The sequence below is a fragment of the Massilia sp. NP310 genome, assembly GCF_019443485.1.
Lineage (GTDB): Bacteria > Pseudomonadota > Gammaproteobacteria > Burkholderiales > Burkholderiaceae_D > Telluria > Telluria timonae.
The window spans coordinates 4,670,819-4,686,465 of the sequence record NZ_CP080379.1 but is presented as its reverse complement, the minus strand read 5'-3'; the positions used below and the strand labels follow the sequence as shown (position 1 = coordinate 4,686,465).

Annotated in this window: 12 protein-coding genes; 2 read left to right on the top strand and 10 right to left on the bottom strand. The window is 65.5% G+C overall.

Annotated features, from left to right (window positions below):
- Window positions 1-11: 11 nt before the first annotated feature.
- The 5 genes from KY496_RS20640 to KY496_RS20620 form a co-directional block, all read right to left on the bottom strand.
- Window positions 12-635 (bottom strand): sulfite oxidase heme-binding subunit YedZ, encoded by a 624-nt coding sequence (locus KY496_RS20640; protein ID WP_219862209.1) that lies wholly within the window; start codon window positions 633-635, stop codon window positions 12-14.
- Window positions 635-1,615, bottom strand: a complete 981-nt coding sequence (msrP, locus tag KY496_RS20635; protein WP_219862207.1) for a protein-methionine-sulfoxide reductase catalytic subunit MsrP — start codon at window positions 1,613-1,615, stop codon at window positions 635-637. The genes KY496_RS20640 and msrP overlap by 1 nt, the downstream gene beginning before the upstream one ends.
- Window positions 1,616-1,747: 132 nt before the next feature.
- Window positions 1,748-2,926, bottom strand: a complete 1,179-nt coding sequence (gene ccsB, locus KY496_RS20630; protein ID WP_071360712.1) for a c-type cytochrome biogenesis protein CcsB — start codon at window positions 2,924-2,926, stop codon at window positions 1,748-1,750.
- 24 nt (window positions 2,927-2,950) lie between these two features.
- A complete protein-coding gene (locus tag KY496_RS20625; protein ID WP_219862205.1) occupies window positions 2,951-5,044 on the bottom strand; it encodes a cytochrome c biogenesis protein ResB in 2,094 nt (697 codons plus the stop codon).
- A 119-nt stretch (window positions 5,045-5,163) separates the two neighbouring features.
- A complete protein-coding gene (locus KY496_RS20620; RefSeq protein ID WP_005663386.1) occupies window positions 5,164-5,838 on the bottom strand; it encodes a c-type cytochrome in 675 nt (224 codons plus the stop codon).
- A gap of 143 nt (window positions 5,839-5,981) precedes the next feature.
- On the opposite strand from KY496_RS20620, the gene yihA reads away from it, so the two are divergent.
- Window positions 5,982-6,737, top strand: coding sequence for a ribosome biogenesis GTP-binding protein YihA/YsxC (gene yihA, locus KY496_RS20615; protein WP_219862203.1), 756 nt, complete (start codon window positions 5,982-5,984; stop codon window positions 6,735-6,737).
- Window positions 6,738-6,756: 19 nt separating this feature from the next.
- The gene (hemB, locus tag KY496_RS20610; RefSeq protein ID WP_219862202.1) at window positions 6,757-7,764 is read left to right on the top strand and encodes a porphobilinogen synthase; all 1,008 of its coding nucleotides are present in this window, start codon (window positions 6,757-6,759) and stop codon (window positions 7,762-7,764) included.
- A gap of 62 nt (window positions 7,765-7,826) precedes the next feature.
- Here hemB and KY496_RS20605 read toward each other — a convergent pair whose 3' ends face one another.
- The 5 genes from KY496_RS20605 to KY496_RS20585 all read right to left on the bottom strand — a co-directional run bounded on the left by KY496_RS20605 (window position 7,827) and on the right by KY496_RS20585 (window position 15,493).
- Complete coding sequence (locus KY496_RS20605) at window positions 7,827-8,768, bottom strand: hypothetical protein (RefSeq protein ID WP_005663390.1); 942 nt, start codon at window positions 8,766-8,768, stop codon at window positions 7,827-7,829.
- Between the two features lie 201 nt (window positions 8,769-8,969).
- Window positions 8,970-12,104, bottom strand: a complete 3,135-nt coding sequence (locus KY496_RS20600; protein ID WP_184237944.1) for an efflux RND transporter permease subunit — start codon at window positions 12,102-12,104, stop codon at window positions 8,970-8,972.
- Complete coding sequence (locus KY496_RS20595) at window positions 12,101-13,279, bottom strand: efflux RND transporter periplasmic adaptor subunit (protein ID WP_219862200.1); 1,179 nt, start codon at window positions 13,277-13,279, stop codon at window positions 12,101-12,103. The genes KY496_RS20600 and KY496_RS20595 overlap by 4 nt, the downstream gene beginning before the upstream one ends.
- A 118-nt stretch (window positions 13,280-13,397) precedes the next feature.
- Complete coding sequence (locus KY496_RS20590) at window positions 13,398-14,768, bottom strand: ATP-binding protein (RefSeq protein WP_219862198.1); 1,371 nt, start codon at window positions 14,766-14,768, stop codon at window positions 13,398-13,400.
- Window positions 14,765-15,493, bottom strand: a complete 729-nt coding sequence (locus KY496_RS20585) for a response regulator (RefSeq protein ID WP_005663395.1) — start codon at window positions 15,491-15,493, stop codon at window positions 14,765-14,767. Before KY496_RS20585 ends, KY496_RS20590 begins: the two co-directional genes overlap by 4 nt.
- Between the last annotated feature and the right edge of the window lie 154 nt (window positions 15,494-15,647).

The following is a 15,647-nucleotide window of genomic DNA, read 5'->3' as shown; positions in this document are numbered from 1 at the left end:
ACGCGCCGCAGTCAAACGCGCGCAGCTTGGGGCTTGCGCCTGAAATGCCAGAATGCCCGCGCGCCCAGCAGCAGCGCCATGATCGCCCCGAACAGGATCGGCTGCGCGAAGTCGCTCTTGCCCTCTTTCATCCACCAGTAGTGCAGGATCGCCAGCGGACCGATCACGTAGATCAGCCGGTGCAGCCATTGCCAGCGCTTGCCGCCCAGGCGCTTGATCATCGCATTGGTCGAGGTGGCCGCCAGCGGGATCAGGAGCACGAAGGCGATGAAGCCGACCAGGATGAACGGCCGTTTCACCACGTCGGCCAGCATCGCGGCGACGTCGAAGAAATGGTCGAACCACAGGAAGGCGATGAAGTGGACCAGCGCATAGAAGAAGGTGAACAACCCGACCATGCGCCGCAGCTTCACCAGCCAGTTCCAGCCCGTCAGGCGCCGCAGCGGCGTGACCGCCAGCGTGATGCACAGGAAGTACAGCGCCCACTCGCCGCTGATGCCGGTGATTTCCGCCAGCGGATCGGTGAAGGCGCCGGTGGCGGTCCCCCACACCAGGCGCGCGAAAGGCAGCAGCGAGAGGATAAAAACGGCCGTTTTTACCCATCCGACCCGTTGATTGGAAAGCTGCAGCGCCATCAGTAATAGCGCTTCAGGTCCATGCCCGTGTACAGCGAGGCGACCTGGTCATAGCCGTTGAACATCAGCGTCTTGCGCTTGGGCTGGAACAGGCCGGTCTCGCCGATGCGGCGTTCGCTCGCCTGCGACCAGCGCGGATGGTCGACGTTTGGGTTCACGTTCGAATAGAAACCGTATTCGCGCGGCGCAGAATCGTTCCAGGCAGTGCGCGGCTGGCGACTCACCAGGCGGATGCGCACGATCGACTTGGCCGACTTGAAACCGTATTTCCAGGGCACGACCAGGCGCACCGGCGCGCCGTTCTGGTTCGGCAGCACCTGGCCGTACATGCCCATCGTGAGCATGGTCAGCGGATGCATGGCTTCGTCGATGCGCAAGCCTTCCACGTAGGGCCAGTCGAGCACGCCGCTCCTCAGGCCCGGCATCTGCTTGCGGTCGGCCAGGGTGGTGAATTCGACGAATTTGGCATTGCCGGTCGGCTCGACCTGCTTGAGCAAATTCGACAGCGAATAGCCGACCCAGGGAATGACCATCGACCAGCCTTCGACGCAGCGCAGGCGGTAGATGCGTTCCTCGAGCGGGGCCAGCTTGAGCAGGCTGTCGATGTCGAGCGTGAGCGGCTTGTTGACCTCGCCCTCGATGCGCACGGTCCAGGGCCGGGTGCGCAGGGTGTGCGCGTTCTCGGCCGGATCGCCCTTGTCGAGGCCGAACTCATAGAAATTGTTGTAGCCGGCGGCGTCCTTGAACGGGGTCTGCTTCTCGCCGGTGGACAGCGCCACGTTGGCGCGCGCCGCCAGCTTTTGGGCAGGGGCAGCCTGGGCGAAGGCGTCGCGGTTGGCCATCTCCCACATGCCGCTGCCGACTGCCGCCGTGGCGGCCATGCGGGCGATAAACTGGCGCCGCCCGGTATAGACCTCTTGCGGCGTGATTTCGGACGGGAACGGAAGATCGAGTCCGTTGGGATGACGTTTGAACAGCATGGCTGGCCTCGGGAACTGGTGTTTTGCTTACATTACACGAAGTTCCCTTAAGCCAGCGTTAGGGTGGACGGCTACGCCGTCCACGCGGTGACGGTTGGCCGCCCGGTCATCCGGCACGCGCACGGAGCCGGTTTACAGCTCGCCGTACGAGTGCAAGCCCGACAGGAACATGTTCACGCCCAGGAAGGCGAAGGTGGTCACCAGCAAGCCCACCAGCGCCCACCAGGCCGCCACGCGGCCACGCAGGCCGGTCATCAGGCGCATGTGCAGCCAGGCCGCGTAATTGAGCCAGACGATCAGGGCCCAGGTCTCTTTCGGGTCCCACGACCAGTAGCCGCCCCAGGCCTCGGCCGCCCACAGGGCGCCCAGGATGGTGGCGACGGTGAAGAAGGCGAAGCCGACCGAGATCGACTTGTACATCACGTCGTCCAGCACCTCCAGCGGCGGCAGGCGGTCGGCCAGGATGCCGTGCGACTTGAGCAGGTAAGCGGTGCCGACCATCGCCGCCAGGGCGAAGGTGCCGTAGCCGATGAAGTTGGCCGGGACGTGGATCTTCATCCACCAGCTCTGCAGCGCCGGGACCAGCGGCTGGATCTGGGCGGCGTCGCGCGACACCGTGTACCACAACAGGAAGGCGACCGCGGCGCCGATGATCAGCATCACGAACGGACCCAGCTGGCGAGTGGCGTAGTGTTCTTCGTAGTACAGGTGGAACAGCGCGGTGATGATCGCGAACAGGATGAACACTTCGTACAGGTTCGACACCGGGATGTGGCCCACGTCCGGCCCGATCAGGTAGCTTTCGTACCAGCGCACCATCATGCCGACCGAGCCGATCACGACCGCGGCCCAGCACAGGTTGGCGCCGACGCCGCCGCCGAACTTGCCGCGGCTGAACAGGCCAACCCAGTAGAACACGGTCGAGAACATGAACAGCGCGCTCATCCACAGGATGGCCGAGCCGCTCGACAGCATGTATTTCAGGAAGAACTTCTGCTCGGCCGCCGCCAGGTTGCCGTCATACATCGAGATCGCGGCCAGCGACAGCACGCCGACCAGCGGCACCAGCCAGCGCATCGGCTTCCAGTACCAGCCCAGCGCCGCGAATACCGGCGCGGTACAGATCAGGATGATTTCTTCATAGATGTCCATGAAATGGCCGTACTGGACCTGGGCGTACAGGGCTCCCGCCAGCAGCGCGATGCCGTACAGCCAATCGGCCGCGGTCAGTCGGCGGAAGTAGCCGACCTTTTCCTGGTATTTGTCGGTCGAGCGCGCCGGGGCGCTATTTTTCGTTTGGGACAGTTCCATCATTTTCTCCAGATCGTCGCCAGCTTACGCCGGTTGCGGCAGCTTGACCGACAGGTCTTCGTATTCACGCTCGAAATCGAGCGTCTTGCGCTGGGTGCTCATCGCCATCAGGGCCTCGGCCCCGCCATCGACGTCGCGCACCCAGATCCAGACGCGCCGCTCGCGGATGTAGAACATCGCGAACACGCCCAGCGTCAGCAGCAGGCAGCCGAAGTAGACCACATTCTTGCCCGGCGAGCGAGTCATCTGCAGCACCGACGCCTTTACTTCGGTGAAATCGTCCAGCTGCAAATAGACCGGGGCGCCGTACAGGAAGCTGTCCGACAAGGCATTGGTGGCCAGTTGCAGGAAGCGGCCGTTGGCATCGGTCGGCTCCGCCGCGGCATCGCCGTTCTTTTCGCGCGCCACCTGCCACAGTTCCCACAGCGCGCCGTTGAGCATCTTCATGAAGATGCCGGCCGCCTTTTCCTGCTCGGCCTGCGGGATCTGTTCCAGGAAGCGGGCCACGCCGACGAAACCGCCGCGGCCGTCGCTGCCTGCGAAGATGTCGAGCGTGCGCGCGGCCGAGTCCTTCAGCTGGCCGGCCAGCGCGCCGCCGCCGCGCTGCTCCGCGCTGAGCGCGCGGCTGGCGTAGCGGGTGGCCGCCTCCTGGCGCGCGGCCGGATCGGACAGCGCCGCGCGCAGGCGCATCCAGTCGCCCACGCCGTGGCGCTCGTCGGACGGGATGCGCAGGAAGCTGAAGTTCTCGGACGGATTCGAGCGCACGCCGGCCAGGTAGACCTGGGCGCCTTCGAGGGTCAGCGGCTGCATGTAGTTCATGTATTCGCGCGCCTGGCCGGTGTGGTCGCGCAGCTTGTATTGCACGCTGGGGCCGACGTTTTTCAGGTCCTTGTTGGCGTCCGGGTCGGCCGCCGCGCCGGATGCCTTGCCCAGCGTGGCCGACAGCTGCGCATTGAAGCCGACGTTCTTGCCCACCGCGCGCGCGTCGTTGCCCTGGGCGACGTTCTCGACGTTGAAGGGACGGAAGCCCGACCACTCGACGGCATAGGTATCCTTGCCGAAGGTGAGCTCGGTCGCGCCATTGACTTCGCCTTCGATCGGGAAGCTGGCCGCGCTGGCGCCCGTCATCGGGAAGCCGGTCAGCCTGAGCTTGCTGCCGCCATCGTCAAAGCTCGACTGGTAGACGGCGATGCCCTTGTAGATCAGCGGATGGTTGACCTTGATCGTCGACTCGAACTTGTGGCCGTTTTCCAGGTCGTGCACCACGACGTCGCTGGCGAACAGCTTGGGCATGCCGGTCGAATAGAACTCGATGTGGAATTTCTTGAGCTCGATCCCGAACGGCAATTCCTGCACCAGCACGCCGGACGGCTGGTTCAGGATCGCGGTATGGCTGGTCTGGCCCTCGGCGATCGCGGTATTGCCGCGAAAGCTGGGATTGCTGGTGCTCAGGCGATGCTGGGCCGGGATCTCGGCGATCACGCCGCTGCCGGTGAACGGCGTCTTGCCAAAGAACCATTGCTGGACACGCACGGGGAGTTCCGAATCCAGCATGCCGCCCAGCAGGATCACGATGATCGAGGTGTGGGCGAAGATATAGCCGAACTTGTTGCCGGCGCCCTTCTTGGCCGAGACCAGGACGGCGCCTTCCTTCTCGACGAGTTTGGTGGCATAGCCGGCGTGGCGCAGGCGCAACGCGCTCTGCTCGGCCAGCGCGGCGCGCGACAGCGGCGCCTGCCAGTCGGCCTTGTGGTGGAAATTGCGCAGCGATTCCACACGCACGTTCTCGCGCCAGCTGCGCATATCGCGCAACATCTTCGGCGTGTTGCGCACCACGCACAGCGCGGTCGAGACGATCAGCACCACCAGGATGACCAGGAACCACCAGCTCGAATAGACGTTGTACAGGCCGAGCTTGTCGAAGATCTCGAACCAGAACGGCCCGAACTGGTTCACGTAATTGGGCATCGGCTCGTTCTGCTTGAGCACGGTGCCAATGACGGAGGCGATGGAGATGATGGTGAGCAGGCTGATCGCGAAGCGCATCGAGGAGATCAGCTCAACCGCCTCGGCCAGCCAGGGGCGGCGGGTATTCAGTTCAATTCCGGTGGTGCTCATACTCTACAACTTTCATCCTGCGCGAAAGCGGACCCGCGCGTGGAAAAAAGGGCGTCAGCTCGACGCTGCCGCCCTCTTCCGTTCATCTCATGCTCATGCGTAGCGCTAAAGCGACACTTTTAGCGTAGGCCGGCGATATAGTCTGCCACTGCACGCATCTCTTCCGGCGACATCCGTTGCGACAGCACCGTCATCTGCGGGCTGTTGGCGCGGGTGCCGGTCTTGAATGCTTCCAGCTGGGCCGTGGTGTAATCCTGGTGCTGGCCGGCCAGGCGCGGGTATTGCGCCGGGATGCCGTTGGCGGTGGCGCCATGACAGCTGGCGCAGGCAGCCACGCCTTTTTCCGCAATGCCGCCGCGATAGATCTTGCGGCCCAGCTCCACGGTTTCCTTGTTCTTCGCCGCGCCGGGCTTGTGCGCCTGCGTCGCGAGCCAGGCTGCGATATCCTTCTTCTCCTGCTCCGTCAGCATCTTGGCATAGGTCGTCATGATCGGCTGCTGGCGGTGCGCGGTCGTGAAGTCGACCAGCTGCTTGTGGGTATACGTCGCGAACTGGCCCGACAGTTTCGGATTGATCGCGATCGTCGAATTGCCGGCCGCGCCATGGCAGGACAGGCAGGACGGCAGGCCGCGCGCGGCGTCGCCCGCTTCGTACAGGGCGCCGCCCTTGGCTGGATCGGCTTTGACCGCTGGCGCGGTTGCGGCGGACGCCGCCATCGCCGCCGGTAGTCCCCCAAAAACAGTCAGCGAAGTAACCAACAATGTTTTAAGCAAGGGGGACGTCAACCGATTCATAACTGGCACCTTATAAAGTCAAGATTGAAAGTTCAGTGCAGCGCTTTGATCTACCCGCCAGTGGGCGGAGCAGCAATCAACCCCTTATTGTACAATAGCTTTGTTTCCCCAACGCCATTTCATGGCCCTTAATCCCTCTCCCAATGTCCAGATTATGGCAAGCCCGGTTCTTCACGACCGTTAACCAGTTGCGCGATTTGCCAGGCACGCAAGTACCGGAAATCGCCTTCGCCGGGCGCTCGAACGCCGGCAAATCCACAGCGATCAATATCCTGACCAACCAGAAGGGTCTGGCGTTCGCTTCCAAGACGCCTGGCCGTACCCAGCACATCAATTACTTCTCGATCGGCGGCGCCCACGTGGGCCAGCACCGCAAGGATGCGGTCCGGGTCGACGAGATCGAAGCGCTGCTGGTCGACCTGCCGGGCTATGGCTATGCCGAAGTCTCGGGCACCGCCAAGCTGCACTGGCAGAAGCTGCTGGGCGACTACGTCCAGCGCCGCGACCAGCTGGCGGCGCTCATCCTGATCATGGATTCGCGCCGTCCCTTCACCGACCTCGACGTCCAGATGCTGGAGTGGTTCGCCCCGACCGGCAAGCCGATCCACTGCATCCTGACCAAGGCCGACAAGCTCAATCGCAACGAGTCGACCAATGCCCTGCGCGAAGCGCGCGCCGTGCTCGACAGCTACGTGGATGAAGAAGGCAATGGCTTCCCGTTCACGGTGCAGCTGTTCTCGGCGCTCAAGCGCATCGGCATCGAGGAGGCGGACGCGAAGATCCTGGAACTGGCCGGACTCAGCGGCAGCGAGGAAGAATACGAGGAAGAAGTAGAGGAAGACACCGGCAACGAAGAAAGTGCTGCGCCGTCGGCGGACGACGATAACCCTGCCGCCTGATTTTGCAAGGACGATCAAGATGACCATTATTACCTCCGCCTATCCGGCGGCCCGCCCGCGCCGCATGCGGCGCGACCCATTCTCGCGCGCCATGATGCGCGAAAACACCATCACCTCCGCCGACCTGATCTACCCGGTGTTCGTGCTGGAAGGCCAGAACCAGCGCCAGCAGGTGGCGTCGATGCCGGGCGTCGAACGCGTCTCGCTCGACCTGCTGCTGAAAGTTGCCGAAGAATGCGTTTCGCTCGGCATCCCCGCCATGGCGCTGTTCCCGCTGGTCGACCAGTCGGTCAAGACCTATGACGGCATCGAGGCGACCAACCCGGACGGGCTGGTGCCGCGTGTGGTGCGCGAACTGAAGAAGAACTTCCCGGAACTGGGCGTGATCAGCGACATCGCGCTCGACCCGTACACGACCCACGGCCAGGACGGCCTGCCGGACGAGAACGGCTACATCGTCAACGAAAAGACGATCGAGATGCTGGTGAAGCAGGCGCTCACCCACGCCGAGGCCGGCGTGGACATCGTGGCGCCATCGGACATGATGGACGGCCGCATTGGCGCCATCCGCCAGGCATTCGAAGCGCAGGGCCACATCCACACCCGCATCATGGCCTATTCGGCCAAGTATGCATCCGCCTTCTACGGCCCGTTCCGCGACGCCGTGGGTTCCAGCGCCAACTTGGGCAAGGCCGACAAGAACACCTACCAGATGGACCCGGCCAACAGCGACGAGGCCTTGCGCGAAGTGGCGCTCGACCTGGCCGAAGGCGCCGACATGGTGATGGTCAAGCCCGGCATGCCCTACCTGGACGTGGTGCGCCGTGTGAAGGACGAGTTCAAGGTGCCGACCTTCGCCTACCAGGTCAGCGGCGAGTACGCGATGCTGAAAGCGGCAGCACTGAATGGCTGGCTCGATCACGACAAGGTCATGATGGAGTCGATGATGGCCTTCAAACGCGCCGGCGCCGATGGCGTGCTGACGTATTTTGCGCTGGATATCGCGCGCAAGCTGAAGGCGGGCTGATCGCGCCGCGCTCATGAAAAAACCGTGCCGAGGCACGGTTTTTTGTTGGCGTCGACAATGCCTCAGCGTCCCGGCACCGGCCTGTAATCCGGGAACATCTCCTTGTACAGGAAGGTCATCAGCTGATCCGTATCCTGCGGCCTTGCGCTGAGCTTCACCACGCGCCCCAGGCGGTGCGAATCCCACTCGAAGTCGCCCTTCTTCTCGCGCCGGATCAGCTCGATCATCTTCTTGATGACGGCGGTCTCGATATCGCGCTCGCTGCCCTGCTCCACCGTCACCGCCGTCAGCCAGCGCCGCTTGAAGCTCGGGTTCCAGCCGCGGAACTTGAGGTCCATGGTGTTGAAGGTCTTGTTCGAGACCGAGAAGATGCCGCCCGTCTCGTTGCTGTCGTCGGTGCCGCGGCCGTTGATGGCGGCGATGTTCGCCAGCGCGTTGCGGGTGCCGCGCGCGGCGTCGCTTTCCTGGGCCGGCACTTCGGCGCCGGTCGGGGCGCCGCGGCGCTCGCGCTGGGCCTTCACGTAAGCCGCCATGTCCATGTCGGGCGGGACTTCGGTGGGCGGCTGCTGGCGCTGCGGTTGCGGCGGAGCCGGCGGCGCGGGACGCTCGTCGGGAACCGTGATGGTGTCCGGCAGGCGCTGGACGATGATGCGCTCCTGTTCCACGCGCGGCACCGGCGGCGCCGGCAAGGGACGCGGCGTCGGCCGCGGCGCCGCCTCGACGGGTGAGGTTTCCTGCAGCGGCGCCACATAGACCACCTGGCTGTCGCCCTGGTCTTCCGAGGCCGGCCGCGCCGTGCGCTGGTCCTGCTCCTTCGGTTCATAGAACCACAGCAGCACCAGCAACAGGTGGACGGCGATCGTGCCCGCCACGCCAAAGCGGCTCGGCTTCTTGCGCCCGTAGGCTAGCCCCAGCCCATAGCGCGGCCCCGTCGGAGGCAGTGGCTGCCCGCAATGGGAACACACTTCGCTGTCCTGGTCGTAGGTGTGGGAATGGTCACGCAAGATCGATCGATTTCCTGGAAGCCACGTCTAAAAAAACGGCAGAGAGCCGCAGTCTAACCGTTTTGCGGCGCCGACGCACCACGCGCGGCGCCCGGGTGCGCTGTCCAGGCCGTTGATGGTTGTTACCAAATGTTTCCGGCCGCCAGTATCAGACAATGAATGTTCCGATACTGGCGGCCGGCCGGCGCACATGATTGCCGCTCAGGCCGGGTGCACGGGGTGGGCCGGCGTGGCCGGATGCGCCACGTGGTCCTGGTCGGCCCTGGCGATCTGCTCGTCGGTCAACGGGCCGGTGCCGCTGTAGCGGTCCAGGTACAGGTAGATCACCGGGGTGATGTACAGGGTGATGACTTGCGAGAAGATCAGGCCGCCGCACACCGCCAGACCCAGCGGCTGGCGCAGCTCGGCGCCGGCGCCGATGCCCAGCGCGATCGGCAGCGCGCCCATCAGCGCCGCCAGGGTCGTCATCAGGATCGGGCGGAAGCGCAGGATGCAGGCCTCGCGGATCGCCTCTTGCGGGCTCATGCCCAGGTTGCGCTGGGCGTCGAGCGCGAAGTCGATCATCATGATCGCGTTCTTCTTGACGATGCCGATCAGCATCAGGATGCCGATCATGGCGATCAGGGTCAGGTCCTTGTCGAAGAACCACAGGGTGATCAGCGCGCCGACGGCCGCCGACGGCAGGCCGGCCAGGATGGTCAGCGGGTGGATATAGCTTTCGTACAGCACGCCCAGCAGCACGTAGATGACGCCGACCGCGGCGATGATCAGGATCAGCTGGCTCGATTGCGTATCCTGGAACACGGCGGCGTCGCCGCCATAGGTCGCGATGACCGAGGCCGGCAGCTTCATTTCGCGCCCCAGCTCCTCGATGTGGGCGGTGGCGTCGCCCAGCGACACGCCCGGGGCCAGGTTGAACGACAGGGTGATTGCCTGCAGCTGGCCCTGGTGGTTGACCTGCAGCGGGCCGACCGTGCGGCGCACCGAGGCGATGCTCGACAGCTTGACCAGCTCGCCGCTCTTGCTGCGCACCGAGACCCGCGACAGCGCTTCGTCGTAGTAGCGGTCGCTCGCGGCCGCTTCCAGGATCACGTAGTAGCTCGCCGCCGTCGAATAAATGGTCGAGACCTGGCGTTCGCCGAACGAGGCGTACATCACGGTGCGGATGTCGTCCATTTCCACGCCCAGCAGCGCCGCCTTGTCGCGGTCGATGTCCACCGTCGCCTGCAGCGCCTTGTTCTGGGAATCGCTGTTGACGTCGCGGAAGCGCTCGTCCTTGCGCATGCCTTCCAGGAATTTCTCGGCCCAGCCGCCGATCTCGCCGCCGGACACGCTCTGCAGCGTGTACTGGTAGCGCGCCTTGCTCTGGCGCCCGCCCAGCTGCAGGTTTTGCTGCGGCGACATGAACACCTGCACGCCCGGCACGGCGCGGGTGGCCTTGCGCAGGTCGTCGATCACCAGGTCCATCGGCGGACGTTCGCCGCGGTCCTTCAGCACCAGGAACATGCGGCCGGTATTGCCGCCGCCGCTGAACGAGGTCGTGTCCTTCACATAGGGATTGGCGCGGATGATGTCGACCACCTTGCCCTGCAGCTCGGCCAGCGCCATCGACGACGTGTCTTCCGACGCTTCGACCATCACGCGGATCTGGCCGATGTCTTCTTCGGGGAAGAAGCCCTTCGGCATGGTGGAATACAGCACGCCGGTCAGCACGAAGGTGCCCAGCGCCAGCATCAGCACCACGAAACGGTGGCGCAGCGCCAGGTCCAGCGTGCGTCCATAGCCGTTGCGCACGCGCGTGAAGCCGGCTTCGAAGCGGCGGCCGATCCACGACATGTCTTTCGGGTCGACGTGGCCGCCATCCTTGAGCAGGCGCGAGCACAGCATAGGCACCAGGGTCAGCGAGATCAGGGCCGAGACCAGCACCGCCAGGCCGACGATCACGGCGAATTCGCGGAACAGCAGGCCGATCACGCCCGGCATGAAGAAGATCGGGATGAACACCGCCACCAGCGAGATCGAGATCGAGATGATGGTGAAGCCCACCTCGCGCGCGCCGATGAGGGCGGCCGCCATCGGCTTCTTGCCCATCTCCATATGGCGCACGATATTCTCGAGCACCACGATCGCGTCATCGACCACCAGGCCGACCGCCAGCGTGATGCCGAGCAGCGAGATATTGTCCAGGCTGTAGCCGAGCCAGTACAGCAGCGACAGCGCGCCCAGCAGCGAGATCGGCACCGTCACCGCCGGGATGAAGGTGGCGGCGGCGCGGTGCAGGAACAGGAAGATCACCAGGATCACCAGCAGCACGGTGCCGCCGAGAGTCAGGTTGACGTCGTGGATCGCTTCGCGGATCGACAGCGAGCGGTCGTTCACCAGCTCGATCTTGATCGAGGCCGGCAGCTGTCCTTCGAAGCGCGGGATCAGCGCGCGCACCGCGTCGACCACCTGCACGGTGTTCGCGTTCGGCTGGCGCTGCACCATCAGCGAGATCGAGCGCTCGCCGTTCAGGCTGCCCATGGCCTTGACCGACTGGTAGCTGTCCTGCACGTCGGCGATGTCTTTCAGGCGCACCGGCAGGCCGTCGCGGGTGGCGATGATCAGGTTGGCGAAGTCGGCCGCCCGCATCAGCTGGCCGCCGCCCTGGATGGTCAGCGCCTGGGTCGGGCCGTCGAGGATGCCCAGCGGCGTGTTCGAGTTGGCCGCGCGCAGCGCCGCCGCCAGCTCGTCCATCGAGATATTGCGGGCGTTCATCAGGTCGGAACGGGCGCGCACGCGCACGGCGAAGCGCTTGCCGCCGTTGATCGACACTTGCGAGACGCCCTGCACGGTCGAGATCGCCGGCGAGATCAGGTTTTCGGCGTAGTCGTTCAGCTCCGACAAGTCCATCGACGGCGAGGTCAGGTGCATGAACAGGATCGGGGCGTCGGCCGGGTTGACCTTGCGGTAGGACGGCATCTCGGTCATCTCGAGCGGCAGGCGGCGCTGGGCCACCAGCAGGGCCGCCTGGACGTCCACCGCCGCCTTGTCGACGTCGATCTCGTTGTCGAACTCCAGCACGATATTGGTGTCGCCCTGGGTGCTGGTCGAGGTGATCAGCTTGATGCCGGCGATGGTCGAGAACTGCTTCTCGAGCGGCAGCGCCACCGACGACGCCATCGTCTCGGGGCTGGCCCCGGCCAGGTTGGCGTAGACGTTGATGACCGGCGTGTTATAGCTGGGCAGCGCGGCGACCGGGATCTGCATGTACGACAGGATGCCGACCAGCACCAGGCTGAGCGACAGCAGCACCACCATCACCGGACGGCGGATACACAGTTCGGACAGATTCATGCCTGCTCGCCCTGTTTGGCCGGCGCCGGCGCGGCCGGCTTGGCGCCCTGCCCGGCCAGGCGCACCTTGCCGCCCGGACGCAGGTTCTGCTTGCCTTCGGTGATGACCTGCTCGGTGCCCTCGAGGCCGGTGACGGCTGCGCGGTCGCCGAAGGCGTACACGCGCTGCACCGGCACCTGGCGCGCCGAGTTGCCCTCGCCCAGCACATAGACGAAGGTGCCGTTGGTCGCCGTGATGATGGCGGTCTGCGGGATCACCACCGCATTCTTCAGCGTTTGCACCACCACGTTGGCGGTCACGTACTGGCCCGGCCACAGGGCGGTGTCGCGGTTGGCGAACTCGCCCTTGACGCGGATGGTGCCGGCCTGCGGATCGACCGCGTTGTCGATGAAGCTCAGGCGGCCGACCACCGGCGCGTCTTCTTCCTTGCCGCTGCCCGGGTTGACCCGTACCTCGACGTTACCCCGCTTCTGGGCCGCCAGCAGCGCGCCCAGGGTCGATTCCGGCAGGGTGAACGACACGTTGATCGGGTCGAGCTGGGTGATGGTGGTGAGCGAGGTGCTCATCTGCACCAGGGTGCCCGGGTGGACGTCGATGGCGCCGACCCGGCCCGTCATCGGCGCCCGGATCGTGGTGTAGCTGGCGCTCACGCGCGTGGCGCGGGCCGCCGCCTGGTTCGACTGCACCAGCGCGCGCTGGGCTTCGACCTGGCTGAGCAGGGAGTCGAGGGCGCTCTGGGCCAGGAAGTTCTGCGCCACCAGTTCCTGGCTGCGCTTGTACTGGCGCTCGAGGTCGGCCAGGGTGGCCGAGTCGCGCGCCACCTGCGCTTCGGCGCGGGCGACGTTGGCCATGTCGGCGCGGTCATCGAGCGAGAACATCAGCTGGCCTTCCTTGACGAACTGGCCTTCGCGGATATGTACTTCGCGGATCGTGGTGACGGTCTGCGGATGCAGGTTGACCGTTTTCATTGGGGTCACGGTGCCGTTGGCGAACAGTTCGACGCCGACGTCGCGCCGCTCGGGCGCGACCACGTTGACGGTCACCGGCGGCTGGCCGCCCGGCCCCTGGCCCGCTCCCGCCTCGGCCTTGGCATCGTTGCCCTGGTTCAGATACCAGCCGCCAGCCACGACCAGCGCCGCAATTCCGGCGATGACGCCGACATTCTTCTTTTTCATTCTCGTCCCTTGCCGCCCGTTGTCGGCGGCTCCATCATTGATCGTGGTGGCCCTGCGGCTCGCCCTGGATGAGGGCGCCGCATTGTCCCACAGTGTTGTTACGACTTCGTGTACTGCCTTATTTATTCACCAATTTGTTCGGGTAGTAGGCCGGCAGCATCAAGGTCACTTCCAGCCCGCCTTCCGGGTGGTTGGTCAGGGTGATGCTGCCGCCGTGCTGCTCGGTGATGTTGCGCGCGATCGTCAATCCCAGGCCGGTGCCGCCCGATTCGCGCGAACGCGAGGTCTCGACCCGGTAGAACGGGTCGAACACCCGTCCCAGTTCGCTCCTCGGGATGCCGGGGCCGCTGTCGCGGATGCGCACCCGCGCCGTGCCGTTGATGCGGTCGACGCAGACGCGCGCATCGCGGCCGTACTTGACCGCGTTGTCGATCAGGTTGCCCAGGCAACGGCGCAGGTCGAGCGGCCGGCCCAGCACCGCCATCGTGGCCTTGCCCTCCAGCGTGACATCCTGGCCGGCGTCGCTGGCGTCGGCGCACACCGCCTCCAGCAGCGAATCGAGGTCCAGCATCTGCATCGCCTCGGTGGTGTCCATGCTGCGCGCCAGCACCAGGCCTTCGCGCACCATTTCCTGCATGGCCGACAGGTCGCCGATCAGGCGTTCCTGCAGCTCGCCGTCCGCCACCTTTTCGAGCCGCAGGCGCATGCGCGTGAGCGGCGTCTGCAGGTCGTGGGTGATCGCGGCCAGCATCTGCGTGCGCTGGAAGATGTACTGGCGGATGCGCGCCTGCATCGCGTTGAAGGCGGCGCTGGCCTGGCGGATCTCGCTGGCGCCGGTGAGGTCGAGCGGCGGACGGTTGATGTCCTGCCCCAGGTCTTGCGCGGCCTGGGCCAGCTGCTTGAACGGCCGGGTGGTCATGCGCGCCACCAGGTAGGCCAGCACGGCGATGCTGACCATGAACAGGGCGACCAGCGCGCGCAGGTCGAGGTCGCTTGGCGTGGACGGGCGTGGCGGCAGCACCGACAGGTGCAGCTCGGCGCCGTCGCGCAGGTGCACGTTGAGCGATTCGCAGGCGCCGCTGTAGCGCATGCTGAGCAGCCCGTACATCATGGGCAGGGGCGGCGCACCTTCGCAGGCGGCCGGACGCGCGGAGACCGATTCGACCCGGTAGCCCTTGCCCAGGCGCGCGGCCAGCGACTTCGCGAACGGGGTGGCCGGCGCTGCCGCCGGAATCGTATCGCTGACCTGGAGCTCGAGTCCGGGGCGGTTGGCCACGTCGAGATAGATCGAGCGCGCCTCGGCCGGCACGATCTCGGTGGCCATGACGAGCTGCTCGGCGCGTTCCAGCAGGTGCTGCTCGCGCTGGCGTTCCCAGTCGCGCAGGCGCTGGTAGTCGGCCGCCAGCTGGGTCAGCGCGGCCGAGATCCACACGCCCAGCAGCAGCGTGAGGAACACCCGGCCCGTCATCGACCCGAAGAAATCCTTCACGCCGCCGGCTCCACCGTCACCTGGCCGGCCAGCACGTAGCCGCCGTTGCGGACCGTCTTGATGATCTGGGGCATGCGCGCATCCTCGCCCAGCTTCTGGCGCAGGCGGCTGATCTGGATGTCGATCGAGCGGTCGAACGGGTCGGCGTCGCGGCCCTGCGTGAGGTTGAGCAGTTGGTCGCGGTTGAGCACGCGGTTGGGATGCTCGAGGAACACGCGCAGCAGGCGGAACTCGGCGCCCGACAGCATGATCACGATGCCGTCCGGGTTGAGCAGGTGACGCGCGGTGAGGTCGAGCGTCCAGCCCGAGAAGCGCATCTGCTGCACGTTCTCGGACGGCGTGTTGGACGGCATGGCGTGCGAGCGGCGCAGCACGCTGCGGATGCGCGCCAGCAGTTCGCGCGGCTCGAAGGGCTTGGGCAGGTAGTCGTCGGCGCCCATCTCGAGGCCGAGGATGCGGTCCAGCGGCTCGTTGCGGGCGGTCAGCATGATGACCGGCAGGGTCGAGGTGGCGCGCAGCTTGCGGCACAGCGTCAGGCCGTCGTCGCCGGGCATGTTCAGGTCGAGCACGATGAGGTCGGGGCGGGTTTCTTCGAGCGCCTTCCACATCGCGTTGCCGTCGGCGGCGGCCAGCGTCCGGTAGCCGTTCGACTCGAGGTAGTCGGCCAGCAGGGTCCGGATGTCGCGGTCATCGTCGACGATCAGAATCGTAGAGGGAGTATCCATAACCTCAATTATCCGAGTTTATGACAAGCCCGGAGGAGCATTTTGTATCGCTGTGTATAAGCGAATAGGCCCGAAACATATTGATACAATGTACGAGACAGGGGAAACCCCACGGTTACAGTTTGTGCGCAAGATGGGAACCGTGCAGCGAGCG

What these genes read in the sequence shown, in the direction of transcription:
- yihA (WP_219862203.1), top strand. Translation starts at nt 5,982, where the DNA reads ATGTCCAGATTATGGCAAGCCCGGTTCTTCACGACCGTTAACCAGTTG.
- KY496_RS20600 (WP_184237944.1), bottom strand. Translation starts at nt 12,104, where the DNA reads ATGAATCTGTCCGAACTGTGTATCCGCCGTCCGGTGATGGTGGTGCTG.
- KY496_RS20620 (WP_005663386.1), bottom strand. Translation starts at nt 5,838, where the DNA reads ATGAATCGGTTGACGTCCCCCTTGCTTAAAACATTGTTGGTTACTTCG.
- hemB (WP_219862202.1), top strand. Translation starts at nt 6,757, where the DNA reads ATGACCATTATTACCTCCGCCTATCCGGCGGCCCGCCCGCGCCGCATG.
- KY496_RS20585 (WP_005663395.1), bottom strand. Translation starts at nt 15,493, where the DNA reads ATGGATACTCCCTCTACGATTCTGATCGTCGACGATGACCGCGACATC.
- KY496_RS20625 (WP_219862205.1), bottom strand. Translation starts at nt 5,044, where the DNA reads ATGAGCACCACCGGAATTGAACTGAATACCCGCCGCCCCTGGCTGGCC.
- KY496_RS20595 (WP_219862200.1), bottom strand. Translation starts at nt 13,279, where the DNA reads ATGAAAAAGAAGAATGTCGGCGTCATCGCCGGAATTGCGGCGCTGGTC.
- msrP (WP_219862207.1), bottom strand. Translation starts at nt 1,615, where the DNA reads ATGCTGTTCAAACGTCATCCCAACGGACTCGATCTTCCGTTCCCGTCC.
- ccsB (WP_071360712.1), bottom strand. Translation starts at nt 2,926, where the DNA reads ATGGAACTGTCCCAAACGAAAAATAGCGCCCCGGCGCGCTCGACCGAC.
- KY496_RS20640 (WP_219862209.1), bottom strand. Translation starts at nt 635, where the DNA reads ATGGCGCTGCAGCTTTCCAATCAACGGGTCGGATGGGTAAAAACGGCC.